At 39.2% G+C, this 13,588-nt stretch carries 12 protein-coding genes; 8 read left to right on the forward strand and 4 right to left on the reverse strand.

The genetic code is table 11. The annotated features are described in order from the left end of the window. Positions 1–16 precede the first annotated feature (16 nt). Positions 17–1,531 (forward strand): M28 family peptidase, encoded by a 1,515-nt coding sequence (locus tag BC659_RS05680; protein ID WP_133473699.1) that lies wholly within the window; start codon positions 17–19, stop codon positions 1,529–1,531. 54 nt (positions 1,532–1,585) lie between these two features. Here BC659_RS05680 and BC659_RS05685 read toward each other — a convergent pair whose 3' ends face one another. After that, positions 1,586–4,210, reverse strand: coding sequence for a DUF3857 domain-containing protein (locus tag BC659_RS05685; RefSeq protein WP_133473700.1), 2,625 nt, complete (start codon positions 4,208–4,210; stop codon positions 1,586–1,588). 111 nt (positions 4,211–4,321) lie between these two features. Beyond that, positions 4,322–5,296 carry a deoxyhypusine synthase family protein gene (locus tag BC659_RS05690; RefSeq protein WP_133473701.1) on the reverse strand — a complete coding sequence of 325 codons (975 nt, stop codon included), beginning with the start codon at positions 5,294–5,296 and terminating at the stop codon, positions 4,322–4,324. A 187-nt stretch (positions 5,297–5,483) separates the two neighbouring features. Between BC659_RS05690 and BC659_RS05695 the strand changes: the two genes are divergently transcribed. Genes BC659_RS05695 through BC659_RS05705 form a run of 3 tightly spaced genes read left to right on the forward strand, consistent with a single transcriptional unit; the run spans position 5,484 to position 8,381 of the window. After that, positions 5,484–6,689, forward strand: coding sequence for a glycosyltransferase family 87 protein (locus BC659_RS05695; RefSeq protein ID WP_133473702.1), 1,206 nt, complete (start codon positions 5,484–5,486; stop codon positions 6,687–6,689). Beyond that, positions 6,673–7,602 (forward strand): glycosyltransferase family 2 protein, encoded by a 930-nt coding sequence (locus BC659_RS05700; RefSeq protein WP_133473703.1) that lies wholly within the window; start codon positions 6,673–6,675, stop codon positions 7,600–7,602. Before BC659_RS05695 ends, BC659_RS05700 begins: the two co-directional genes overlap by 17 nt. Then, positions 7,599–8,381, forward strand: a complete 783-nt coding sequence (locus BC659_RS05705; protein WP_133473704.1) for a polysaccharide deacetylase family protein — start codon at positions 7,599–7,601, stop codon at positions 8,379–8,381. Before BC659_RS05700 ends, BC659_RS05705 begins: the two co-directional genes overlap by 4 nt. A gap of 39 nt (positions 8,382–8,420) precedes the next feature. Here BC659_RS05705 and BC659_RS05710 read toward each other — a convergent pair whose 3' ends face one another. Further along, positions 8,421–8,858: a hypothetical protein gene (locus tag BC659_RS05710; RefSeq protein ID WP_133473705.1), complete on the reverse strand. Its 438-nt coding sequence runs from the start codon at positions 8,856–8,858 to the stop codon at positions 8,421–8,423. Positions 8,859–9,167: 309 nt separating this feature from the next. Here BC659_RS05710 and BC659_RS05715 point away from each other — a divergent pair, with 309 nt between their 5' ends. From BC659_RS05715 to BC659_RS05730, 4 genes are all read left to right on the forward strand, one after another. Continuing rightward, positions 9,168–9,830 carry an SdpI family protein gene (locus BC659_RS05715; RefSeq protein ID WP_133473706.1) on the forward strand — a complete coding sequence of 221 codons (663 nt, stop codon included), beginning with the start codon at positions 9,168–9,170 and terminating at the stop codon, positions 9,828–9,830. After that, positions 9,827–10,411 (forward strand): acyl carrier protein phosphodiesterase, encoded by a 585-nt coding sequence (locus BC659_RS05720; RefSeq protein WP_133473707.1) that lies wholly within the window; start codon positions 9,827–9,829, stop codon positions 10,409–10,411. Before BC659_RS05715 ends, BC659_RS05720 begins: the two co-directional genes overlap by 4 nt. A 38-nt stretch (positions 10,412–10,449) precedes the next feature. Next, a complete protein-coding gene (locus BC659_RS05725; protein ID WP_133473708.1) occupies positions 10,450–11,046 on the forward strand; it encodes a DUF2911 domain-containing protein in 597 nt (198 codons plus the stop codon). Positions 11,047–11,172: 126 nt separating this feature from the next. Beyond that, positions 11,173–12,312, forward strand: coding sequence for a cystathionine gamma-synthase (locus BC659_RS05730; RefSeq protein ID WP_133473709.1), 1,140 nt, complete (start codon positions 11,173–11,175; stop codon positions 12,310–12,312). A 127-nt stretch (positions 12,313–12,439) separates the two neighbouring features. On the opposite strand, the gene BC659_RS05735 is transcribed toward BC659_RS05730, so the two are convergent. Further along, entirely contained in the window at positions 12,440–13,588 is a 1,149-nt protein-coding gene (locus BC659_RS05735; protein ID WP_211340705.1) for a methionine aminotransferase, read from the reverse strand.

The following is a 13,588-nucleotide window of genomic DNA, read 5'->3' on the forward strand; positions in this document are numbered from 1 at the left end:
AAACACCACTATAACTATGCGAATTATTGTTCTATCCGCATTCCTGTTGTCTACCACAATGGGCATCGCACAAAAAGGTGATCCTGCTACTTATGCAAAAACCATCACCATGGGCGATCTGAAAAAACACCTTACCATCGTAGCCGGACCCGAAATGGAAGGTCGTGAAACAGCTATGGAAGGCCAGCGTAAAGCAGCTGCTTATCTCGAAGCTGAATACAAAAGAATGGGTTTAAAACCCGGTAACGGTAGCAGCTATCAGGCTAACTTCCCTTTGTATCAGCTGGAACTGTTAAGCAGTAAAATTTCTGTAAACGGACAGCCCTTTACAGCAGATAAAGATTATGCAGCTTCTGTATCCATGATTGCCAATGGCACAAATACTTATAACGAAGTGGTATTTGTAGGTTATGGTATCAGCGATTCCAGCCGTAATGATTATGCCAACCTGGATGTAAAAGGTAAAATCGTATTGGTATTGGAAGGTACTCCCGGCGGAAACAGTGGTCCTGCTAATCCAAGAGGTGCCGGATCTGTATTTGGTAAAATGAATACTGCCAGAACAAAAGGTGCTGCAGGTGTATTAGTGGTATCTAAAAACTTCCCGAAAACAACACCCAGCCAGACCAAAGGCGGCATGTCATTAACAAAACCCACCACAGAACCTGCTGCAGGTATTTCAGTGAATGAAGAAATTGCATCTGCATTATTGGGTCGTACTGCTAAACTCAGCATCGATCAGATGGCTCAGTTGAACAAAGGTATTTACCGTTCAGAACTGAAGATCATAGCCGATAAAAAAGTTAATGATCTGGAAAGCAGTAACGTAATTGCCGTATTACCAGGTACAGATAAAGCAGACGAGTATGTATTCGTTACCAGTCACTACGACCATGAAGGTATCATCAATGGTGAAATCTATTATGGTGCCGATGATGATGGTTCAGGAACAGTAAGCGTTCTCGAAATTGCAGAAGCTTTTGTGGCTGCCAAGAAAAAAGGCGACGGTCCACGCAGAACCATGGTTTTCATGAATGTATCTGGTGAAGAAAAAGGATTATTGGGTTCCCGTTACTATTCAGAACATCCTATTTTCCCGTTAGATAAAACCACTGTTGACCTCAATATTGACATGGTGGGAAGAATTGACCCTACATATAAAGGTGATTCTATGAACTATGTATATGTAATTGGTGATGACAAACTGAGCAGCGATCTGGCTCCCATTACCAATGAGGTAAACAAGAAATACAGCAATATGGAGTTGGACAGAAGGTTCAATGATCCTAAAGATCCTAACCGTTTCTATTACAGAAGCGACCATTACAATTTTGCTGCTAAAGGTGTTCCGGTTATTTTCTATTTCAATGGAACGCATCGTGATTACCATCGCCCAACCGATACCGTTGAAAAAATCAACTTCGATGTAATGGAAAAAAGAGCACGGCTTATTTACCATACAGCCTGGGTAATTGCCAATAAGGATACCATGTTAAAGCGTGATATTCCTTTGAATATGCCTCCGAGATAAGATTAGAATATAAAAAGACAACAATAAAAAAATGCGGGATGATCCCGCATTTTTTTATTGTTCTTCATTCGAATCCGTCTGCTCCTCATTATTATCATTTGACTGGTCATTTGTTTCCTCCGCTGCAATCGTATCGTTTTCCAGCGGATCATATAAATAAGGAAATAAGAATGTTTGCTTTACATTTTCTGAACGATAAATAAATGATATCCATACAGCTCCATATACTACACTACGAATAAGACCTTTTGTATAAACATCAATTATACTTGAAAAAGAAGTTCCTAAATCAACCATACCAAAGCTGAATAAAATCAAGGCCTGTCCAGCTATTAAAAAGAGTACGTATGCTATAAACATACGGGGGAATATATCTCTTCGTTTCAGGTACCAGTAAATAATAGCACTACTAAAAACAGGTATCCCAAATGAAAAAATGAGTTGAAATATCACAATAAACTGCAGCTTGATACCACCGGCTATTTTCAAACTACTCCATTCATATTCTGTTAGAAAAGTATCCGAAAAAACAGATACTGTATTAAGAATCCAACCAAGAAACAATGTTACCCCAAGCACTACCACCCAGCCACTAAGCGATTTGGCTATTCGCGGATGGTACAGTGTAGGTGCCGATTTTCGATTAAATTGTCGAAATAAAAGCAATCCACCGGCTACGCAGCACAAAAGCACCAAGAATGGTACCCAGCTAAGTTGGCTTCCCCCTTCATTCACGCCGCTATTGCCATTTTTTACACCCTGATAGAATTGATATTCCATAACTTCTATCATTTTCTTGTAGTCTTCTTTATACTTTTCCATTTCTTCCACGGGTATATGGTCCTTAAAAGAAATGAAACGATAGTCAAGAAAAACGGTATCGGCCTCATTGTAAATCTCAAAATCAAACTGAAAGGAATTATTTTTTATATGTATTGGACTATTGTCAACTGGCCATTCCGATGGCATGCCCAGTTTCACTTTATAAAAAATCTGCTCAGGATACTTAATTGCCAAAGGGCCTTTTTTATAACTTTCTTCCGGATTGGGTAACAGGTCATAAATAGGTTTCGCAAAAACCGAAAATACATCTCGGCCATCACTCCCTTTCTTCCATAATGAAGGAATATTATATTGCTCACGAACGGTTATTGTATTATTTATTGAATCATCCTGAATTTCAATCTCCTTTTCCATTACCACACTATCATAGTACTTTGAATAGTATTTAGTGTAATTCTCTCCTAATTCTCTATTACTATAACTATCCAGATCGTATCGCAGATTATCCGCACTTCCGCCTTCGTAAGAAGATTGAACAAGCAATTTTGAGGTTTCACCTTTCGGTGAAACATTGATCTGCTCTTCAATTGAAATAAATTTTCTTGGTCCAGCTTCTATCGTAGTAAGTTTATCAACGCCTTCTTTTACAAGCAATGCAAAACCATAGTCTGGTGTAAAAATTTCATAAGCCCTCCCTCTTTGGTAACTGGTCGTTGCATCTATAAATTTATATACGCCGGGTGAAATTTCTATCGCAACAATGGCATGATTAAATTCAAGCTGTGAAGGTATTCGTTGATCAAGCACTTTTCCAGATACAGTATTCACCAAACCTACATATGCTTTGATATCATGTAAACGAAGTAAAATAGCTAGTAATAAAGCCTTGTCTTTACAATCGCCATAGCGCTGGTTAAACACTTTTGAAGGGCTATAGGGAATATGTGTATTTGAGCCAATTTCAAATCCCAGGTACCTGATTTCATCCTGTACGAAACGAACAGCCTTGGCAACATAAACCTGTTTATCAGTATTGGCTTCCCTTTTCCAGGCATTTACCATCTCTTTTATTTCTGCCGATACGTCTTTTTCAGCTTCTTGAAATAAACCCACAGCCCACTTACCAACTTCGGCCCAGCTATTAAATGCAGTCAGCGTTGCATATGGGGTTATCGTAAACCAGGATGGGGTACCGGAGGTTGATTCATACTTCTTAAGCAGCGGATTGCTCCAATGGTAAGTCTGTGATCCATTGTATGATAATATTCGAGGCGATTCAGCATCATTGTATGTTTTTACCTTTAATTTCTGACCGGGAGAAGCAATAATCGTTGCAAAAAAATTAACGATCTCAATCCCTTTACTAAAATACACTTCATCACTAAAAGTGTTATAGTAGGCAGGATTAAAGCCAGTGAGAGAATAGGCAAAATCAATTCGATCACCTTTTCGTACATCTCTCAATACAATATAGGCCCGCTTGGTTCCATTGTAAAGAAAATTTTCTGCTTCCGTTTCCTCCTCAACTACTCTTATCTGGTTAAACTGTAAGGAGCTTACAATTTTACCCTTTCGAACAATATTTACATGGTGAAATACCACTTGCTGATACTGAGGCGCAAAGGATACCGAAACCTCAGAAGCATTCTGTACACCATTATCATTTTCAATAATCCTGATGATATGGGTATAGCTGGTTTGCGCAGCTACAGAAGTCTGTTTATCATACAACTGCAGATAATAGCCATCACTAACCTCTTTTTGATCCGGCTTTCGCGAAGGGTCCTCACTAACTTTAAATAACCAGGATGGAACCGGCTTGATGGAAACTTCTTGCCCGACAAGTACGCCGAAACAAAAAAATGTATACAGAAGGAAAAGGGCCTTTTTAATCATTGGCTGGGCTTGTCATTCAAACATATAAAAAAACATTATAAATTCAAACGCCAATGATTTATTTGTTTGAATAGAAGGGCATACCTGCGAATGCCCTTCTACAAACAGGTATTACCAACCCAACAAGTAAGCAAAGATCAACGGCACTACAATCGTGGCATCGCTCTCTACTATATATTTCGGTGTATTGATATCTAATTTACCCCAGGTAATTTTTTCATTTGGTACAGCTCCTGAATAAGACCCGTAAGAAGTGGTAGAATCACTGATCTGGCAGAAATAACTCCAGAACGGCACATCATGCCATTCCAGATCCTGATACATCATCGGCACTACGCAGATCGGAAAATCACCGGCAATACCGCCACCAATCTGGAAGAAACCAACGCCTTTACCTGCACTGTTCTGGCGGTACCAGTCTGCCAGCCAAACCATATACTCAATACCATTTTTTACAGTGCTTGCCTTCAATTCATTTTTAATAACATAACTGGCAAAAATATTACCGGTAGTACTGTCTTCCCATCCCGGAACTACAATGGGCAGGTTTTTTTCTGCAGCAGCTACGATCCAACTGTTTTTCGGATCGATCTCATAATACTGTTCCAGTTCCCCGCTTAAAACAGTTTTGTACAGGAATTCATGCGGAAAATATCTTTCGCCTTTCGCTTCAGCTTCTTTCCACTGCTTTACCAGGTGTTTCTGTAAACGACGGAAGGCTTCTTCCTCAGGAATACAGGTATCTGTAACACGGTTATAATGGTTCTCTAACAGATCCCACTCATCTTGTGGCGTAAGATCCCGATAATTGGGTACCCTTTTATAATGGCTATGTGCCACAAGATTCATCACATCTTCCTCAAGGTTAGCACCTGTACAGCTAATGATAGCAACTTTATCCTGACGAATCATTTCAGCCAGACTAATGCCCAATTCAGCTGTACTCATGGCACCGGCCAGACTCACCAGCATTTTACCTCCTTCCAGTAAATGGGTTTCATATCCTTTTGCAGCATCTATTAAAGCAGCCGCATTAAAATGACGGTAATGGTGTTGAATAAATTGTGAAACAGGACCTTTGTTCATAATAGTTCTTTAAAGGCTGCAAAGGTAATTTTTTTATGTCATTTTAACCTATTCAGAATAACTATCATATTCTTTCAGCAAAGCATATTACAACTCACACATAGTGTTTTTTCATATACTTATATGTTGATTTAAGTGCTTTCTAATTTTCCAATTACCAGATTTACCCTAAAATTGTGATCCCTGCATGAAAATTCTCTACTCCGAAAAAACCATCGGTAGGCACGCGATTGGCCTACCTGTTGCCATATGGTTTGGCGCAACATTGCTTGCTACCCTGCTGGAAATTAGCAGAGGGGCCGGAGAAATTAATAATTTCCTCATCTATCGCGGGGTATACGAGCATACCATTCAACAGGTTAACCTATATCTTACCTATCCATCTGAATATTCAGACAGTAATCATTATGGCCCCTTATTCAGTATCCTGATAGCACCTTTCACCTGGTTACCGCTCTTTTTAGGATGCACCCTTTGGTGTATGGCAAACGGCTGGGTTTTATATTATGCTATAAAAAAACTAAACCTCAGCAAAACACAGTTCTATACGGTATTGCTGATCAGCTGTATTGAACAGATGACAGCTACCCATAGCGTTCAGTTCAATGCTATGCTTACCGGATTTATGTTACTGTCGTACGCCTATATAAAAGAAAATAAGATTTCAGCTGCTACTCTTTTAATTGCAGCAGGTTTTCTCATTAAACTCTATAGTATTGTAGGGTTGGTTCTTTTTCTTTTTACTGATAAGAAAATTTCATTTGTAGTTTCTTTTATGCTTTGGGTAATTGTTCTGTTCGCATTACCTATGCTCATCTCTTCACCTGAATTTATTATTCAGTCTTATGTAGACTGGTTTCACTCTTTGGTAGAAAAGAACGGCACCAATATCGACATTTCGATTGCTTCGGGTATGCAGGATATTTCAGTGGGAGGTATGATAAGAAGAGTATTTAATCTTCACAACCTACCCAATTATTATATCACAATCCCCGCCGGCTTACTGGTGTTGTTACCATTACTCAGGTTCAAACAATTCAGATCAGAAAAATTTACACTCACCTATTATTGTATGCTATTGATCAGTGTTGTGATTTTCAGTTCATCAGCCGAGTCGCCCACTTATATCATTGCAGTAACAGGTATTGCACTATGGTTTGCCATACAGGAGGAATTAAACAAAAAACAGATTATCTTACTAATCTTTCTTTTTTTGTTTACCATATTATCACCAACCGATCTTTTTCCCAAAGTAATAAGAGATGGCTTTTTTGTAAAATATTCGATGAAAGCTCTTCCATGTTTTATTATTTGGCTTACCATTATAGCAACCCTGATAACAAAATCTTATTCTTTAAATCAACCTGTCCATGTACATGAAAAAAAGAATTAGTATTCTGATTCCGGTTTGTAATGAGGAAAAAAATATCCCGATAGTCATAGATGCTTTAAAAAGTGTTTTTGAAGAATCGCCCTATGAGCATACGGTTACGTTTATAGATGATGGCAGTAACGACCACACACTCGAAATTTTAAAAAAAATATCGGCAGTTGATCCACAGATTTTTTTCATTCGCCTCTCCAGAAATTTTGGTCATCAAAATGCTTTAAAGGCAGGTATCGACTCGATAACTGAAAAATCAGATGCCGTGATTATGATGGATGGTGACCTTCAGCATCCACCCGAACTCATTCCTGTGATGTTACAAAAATGGGAGGAAGGATTTGATGTAGTATACACCATACGGAAAGACGACACAAAAGTGCCCCTGTTAAAAAAGAAAACATCTTCGCTGTTTTACGATCTGTTAAATAAAGTATCAGATATTGAACTCGATACAGGTGCTGCCGATTTTCGGATACTGGATAAGAAAGTGATTCCTGTTTTTAAAAATTTTAATGAAAGTGATCTTTTTTTACGCGGACTTTCCAAGTGGGTTGGGTTTAGGCAGGTAGCCATTGAATACACCCCGGGCGTAAGGTTTAATGGTCAGTCGAAGTACACCATCAAAAAAATGATCCGCTTTGCTTTACAGGGCATTACATCTTTTAGTACCAAACCATTATACATTGCAGCTTATCTGGGATTTGCTTTTTCTATGTTATCGCTTTTATATATCCCCTATATCATCTACAGCTATTTTTTTGAAAAAACCATTTCGGGCTGGACCTCTTTGATTGCTACCATTGCTTTCTTTGGTGGACTGCAGTTAATGATTCTTGGTATTATCGGGTTATACCTTGGAAAATTATTTATGCAGAGCAAAAACAGACCACACTATATAATACGGGAGTCTAATTTATGAGCAATAAAGACCGGTTTATATTATTGAGTTTTGATGTAGAGGAGTTCGATATGCCTTTGGAATACAATTACCAGATTTCAAAGCAGGAGCAACTGACCGTAGGTAAAAAAGGTATGGATCGCATAATGCCGGTATTAAACCATACAAATATTCAGGCTACTTTATTTACCACTGCAAATTTTGCTGATCACTTTCCGGAACTGATTCGTGGCTTGTCTGAACAACATGAAATTGCTTCACATACGTATTATCATTCCCATTTTGAAAATGAACACCTGCTCTCATCCAAACAAAAACTGGAAACCATTACCGGTAAGCCTGTTTACGGTTTAAGAATGCCCAGAATGCGTAGTGTGGACATGGATGAAGTAAAAAAAGCCGGATACCAATACGACTCTTCGATTAACCCCACCTGGTTACCCGGCAGATACAATAATCTGCACTTACCCAGAACATTATATAGAGATACCGGTATGCTTAGGCTACCTGCTTCTGTTTCTCCTAATCTCAGGATACCACTCTTCTGGCTTAGTTTTAAAAATATGCCCTTACAGCTATTTAAATTCCTGGCCCTGCAAACCCTTAAAAAAGATGGTTACCTCTGCCTTTATTTTCATCCCTGGGAATTTGTAGATATTCATGAATATCAGCTTCCTTTATTTACCAGACGCTGGTGCAAAGACCAGTTACTGGAGCGGCTGGAAAATATCATACAGTATTTACAAAAAGAAGGTGAATTTATTTCCACCAGGTCCTTTATCAACAAAAAGCCCCGGTAGTTGCGTACCAGGGGCCTTTCGGATTAACCAAACACCAACTTATTTGTTCTTATCGAATACGCTTACATCTCCATATAAAGAAACTTCCAGAATTTTTCTGTCAGATTCATTTTCTACAGATACATAATATTTTCTTTCGCCGCTTAATTCAAACTCAATTGTTTCAGTTACCTGATACTTTGCATACGATTTTTTAATTTTCTGGATAGCAGACAATGGCAAACGCTTAAATTCTGTTTTTCTGGATGTACCGATTACATCTCCGTTACTGTTGAAGAAAGCTTCAATCTTTTCTCCTTCCATTGTAAACCTTACTTTGGTGTAATCTGCTGTTACAGTCCATTCTGCATCTGTAGCATCAGCAAATTTTGCCTGAAAAGCATTCAGGACACGGAAACTTACTTTGCTGATATCAGCAGCTAAAACACTGCTACCAATGGTAACAGTGATAAGGGTAGCGAGGATAAACTTTTTCATAATTTTTGTTTTTTGAATGATAGTATGTTGCATTTTTTATTTCTTAATGACAGACCAAAGCTATACACAATAAAATCGGCCATGAGCCAATTGTGATTAATTGAAAGCTACTGACCCCACAACTGTATGAGTGGTGCCAATTGCCATGTTAAGCATTGTTAATATTGAGCTGAAACACAATACAGTATTGCATTAGAAAGGAATTCATAAAAAAAACATAAAAGCAGTTATGGTGCGGTTAATTTTTAGCAGTGGTAAGCATCATCTACCAGATAAAAACAGATTCGTATCTTTAAGATAGTATCGAATATGAGACGAATTTTTACATCCCCTGTTTTAGCGCTTTTACTGCTGGTAGCTCCGGCAATACTGGCAGCCATATTATACCCGGGATTACCCGAAACCATTCCGATTCATTTTAATGCTAAAGGGCAGGCGGATGGCTTTGGCCCAAAGTCGTCCATATGGATACATATCAGTATCTTATCCGTTGTGGGATTGGGTGTTTATTTACTAATCTCAAACATCCATAAAATAGACCCGAAGAAAACAGCCAATGTTTCTGTTGACACCTACAAAACACTTGCATTGGCGATCACCTTATTCCTTTCTATCATCAATGCAAGTATTGTACTGTATATGTCGGATGCACTGAAAAATTTGGGTATCCAAAACATTGTATTGCCATCAGTGGGCTTGCTATTGGCTGTAATCGGCTACTTTATGCGTAATATAAAACCAAACTATTTTATAGGTCTTCGCTTACCATGGACATTGGAAGATGATGAAAACTGGGCAGCTACTCACCAATTGGCTGCTAAACTCTGGATACCCGGTGGAATCATTATAGCCGTGGTATCTTTTGCACTACCGTTCATGACAGCTTTTATAATTACCGTATTGTTTACAGCGATTATGATTATTGTGCCGGCTGTTTATTCATACCGTTTTTTTAAGCACAAAAAAGTATGAACTACCTGGCACATGCTTATCTATCTTTTCATGATCCCCAGGTACTGGTAGGGAATATGATAAGCGATTTTGTGAAAGGGAAAAAGCAATATGACTATCCAGAGGGTATTCAGAAAGGCATAAAGTTGCACCGGATGATTGATTTATTTACCGACCAGCATGGTGCTACCAAGAGGGCCAAAGAACTATTAAAACCTGCCGTAGGCCCCTATGCCGGCGCTTTTATTGACGTAGTATATGATCATTTCCTGGCAACAGACCCCGACATACATGACGCAGATACCTGGATGGAATTTTCAGCCACTACCTACCGTCTGCTCGAGCCTCAGATGCATCATTTTCCGGAAAAGTTTGCACGCATGTTTCCTTATATGAAAACACAGAACTGGTTATATAATTACCGGTTTAACTGGGGTATCGAACGAAGTTTTGAAGGTGTGGCCAGAAGAGCCAGCTATCTTTCACCTGAAAATGATGCTTTTCAGCTGTTTGAGTTACATTACGATCAATTAAAAGCATCTTATAGTCAGTTTTTTCCGGAAGTAAAAAAACTGGCCCTTGATTTGCTGCATGACCAATGAAAACCAAGTGCCTTTATCTTTGTAAAAATTATTACTACATGAAGTGTTTAGTGTTGAGCCTATCCTTACTCTTTTCTACCTGCCTGCTGGCACAGCAAAAACCAACAGATCTTGATAAATCACCCATGGACATGAGCTACTGGCCAGCCAATTATCCGATTCTGAAAATGAGTGGTAAGGCTAAAGATGTACCGGTTGCCCGTGTTATTTATGGCCGACCTTTAAAAAGTGGACGCGATATTTTTGGGGGGATCATTAAATATAATGAACTGTGGCGCCTGGGAGCTAATGAAGCTTCTGAAATTGAATTTTTCAAAAATGTAAAAATCGATGGTAAGGCCGTTCCAAAGGGACGATACACGCTTTATTGCATACCAACAGAAAAAAAATGGACGCTGATTCTCAATAAGGATAATTTCTGCTGGGGCAATTTTAGTTATGATGCCAAAAAAGATTTGCTGAGAACAGATGTAGATATCAATAGAAATACTGAAACAACGGAAGCTTTTACCATTTACTTCGATGAAATAAAAACAGGCGCACAGATGGTTATTCTCTGGGACGATATGAAAGTAGGCCTGCCCATCACCGTTATTGAAGATGCACCTGCACCTGTAAAAACCAAAAAGAACTAATCAACTTATCTTCTTCTGTTTGCACTAACGGGAATGATCTTTTAAAATGATACGCTGCTTTTAATAAGCCGGCTTTTCAAAGGGAGAATAAGAAAAAGGAAGTTTGATTTGCTTAAATTCCATATTATGAAACTTGCCACGAAATACATCCACGCAGGCACTGAGCCTGATCCATCTACAGGTGCTATTATGACACCTATTTACCAGACTTCTACCTATGTACAGGAAGCACCTGGTGTAAATAAAGGTTATGAATACGCACGTAGTCAGAACCCTACCCGTAAAGCACTGGAAGAAGCATATGCACAGATTGAAAATGGCAAGTTTGGTCTTGCCTTCAGTAGTGGTGTAGCAGCAACAGATGCGGTGATTAAATTACTGGAACCTGGCGATGAAGTAATTGCAGCCAATGATATGTATGGTGGCACTTACCGTCTTTTTACCAAAATATTTGAAAAGTTTGGCATCAGTTTCAGGTATGTAGATACTACCAATACGGATAATATTGCTACAGTCATTTCTGCAAAAACAAAACTGGTATGGATTGAAACCCCTACCAACCCATTGATGAATATTACAGATATCAAAGCGGTAGCAGCAATTACCAAACAAGCCGGCGCCTTGCTTTGTGTTGACAATACTTTCGCCTCTCCTTATTTACAAAACCCGCTTGATCTTGGTGCAGACATCGTAATGCATTCTGCTACCAAATATTTAGGGGGCCATAGCGATGTAATTCAGGGCTGCCTCGTTATGAATGATGCAACACTGAGAGAGAAATTATATTTTATCCAAAAAAGCTGTGGCGCTGTTCCCGGACCAATGGATTGCTTTTTGGTATTAAGAGGTATTAAAACCCTGCATATTCGAATGCAGCGCCATTGTGAGAACGGTGAAAAGATGGCGAACTTCTTACGTAATCACCCTAAGGTAGAAAAAGTATACTGGTGCGGTTTTACAGATCACCCAGGCTATGCAGTAGCCAGCCAGCAAATGCGTGGATTTGGTGGCATGATGAGCTTTACGCTGAAAGATGATAGTGTAGAAAATGCAAGAAGGGTATTATCCTCCACACATGTATTCGCTCTGGCAGAAAGTCTGGGCGGTGTAGAATCACTCATCAACCATCCTGCGTCTATGACACATGCTTCTATACCACGTGAAGAGCGCATTAAAAACGGTTTGAGCGATAGCCTGATCCGTTTGAGTGTCGGTATTGAAGATATTGATGACCTCATTGCAGATATCAACGCAGCCATCGGATAACCAACTCCCCTGCGAAACCTATGCATCCTTCGCTGGGTGAACTTCCTTCATTAGGGTCACATTTGGAACCAGATGCGGGAAGTTCACCTCAGAGAAAATGATTTTTTAACGGAGGTTTCGCAGGTTATTACAATAGCTTTAATTTTTCAATGGCCATATCAAGTGTTGTTTCTTTTTTGGCAAAACAGAAACGTACCACTTTATCATCTTTTCGATCCTGATAAAAAGCCGATACAGGAATTGTTGCCACACCATAATCTATGGTAAGTCTTTGTGCAAATACGGTATCAGGCTCATCACTGATATCTGCATAACTATAACATTCGAAATAACTCCCGTGTGAAGGAATACATTTGAAAGGTGTGTCTGCCATTTTACTTCTGAAATAATCTCTTTTGGCTTGTATGTTGGCACCTAGAGTAGTATAGGCTGCTACATCTTTCAGGTATTCAGCCAATGCTACCTGTTTGGGTGTATCGCAGCTGAAACAATTGAACTGGTGTACTTTTCTGAACTCGTGCATCAATTCAGCGGAACTGATACAGTAACCTAGTTTCCAGCCGGTACAATGATAGGTTTTACCAAAAGAGAAACACACAAAGCTCCGCTTAAGTAATTCGGGATAGCGGAGAATACTTTCATGCTGAAGACCATCGAAAATCAGGTGCTCATATACTTCATCACTCAGGATGATAATATTGGTTCCTTCTACAATGGCAGATAATTCCTGCATATCAGCAGCCGAAAGAACGGCACCGGTGGGGTTATGCGGCGAATTGATCATGATCATCCGCGTATGCATATTTATTTTTTTACGTACTTCATCCCATGGAATGCTATAAGAAGGATAGGTTAACTGGATACGGATGGCTTTAGCCCCATTGATTTCAATATTGGGAATATAACTATCGTAGGCAGGTTCAAACACAATCACTTCATCACCAGGTTGTAATACCGTAGTGAGCGATGTGTAAATGGCATAGGTACCGCCAGGTGTAATAGTAATATCAGTATCAGGATTAATGGAAGTTCCGTATAAACGAGCTGTTTTCAAAGCAAGCTGCTCCCTTAAAAGCGGGTAACCATTCATGTGCGTGTACTGGTTATATCCATCCTGCATGGCCTTATTTACCAGACCCGTTAAAGTTTCATGCATCGGAAAATCAGGAAAGCCCTGACCAAGATTTACAGCATTATGCTGAGCAGCTAGCTGACTCATTACCGTAAAAATAGTAGTACCTACTGTTGGTAGTTTCGAAATAATGGTTGTTTGCAC

The organism is Sediminibacterium goheungense, assembly GCF_004361915.1.
GTDB classification, from domain to species: domain Bacteria; phylum Bacteroidota; class Bacteroidia; order Chitinophagales; family Chitinophagaceae; genus Sediminibacterium; species Sediminibacterium goheungense.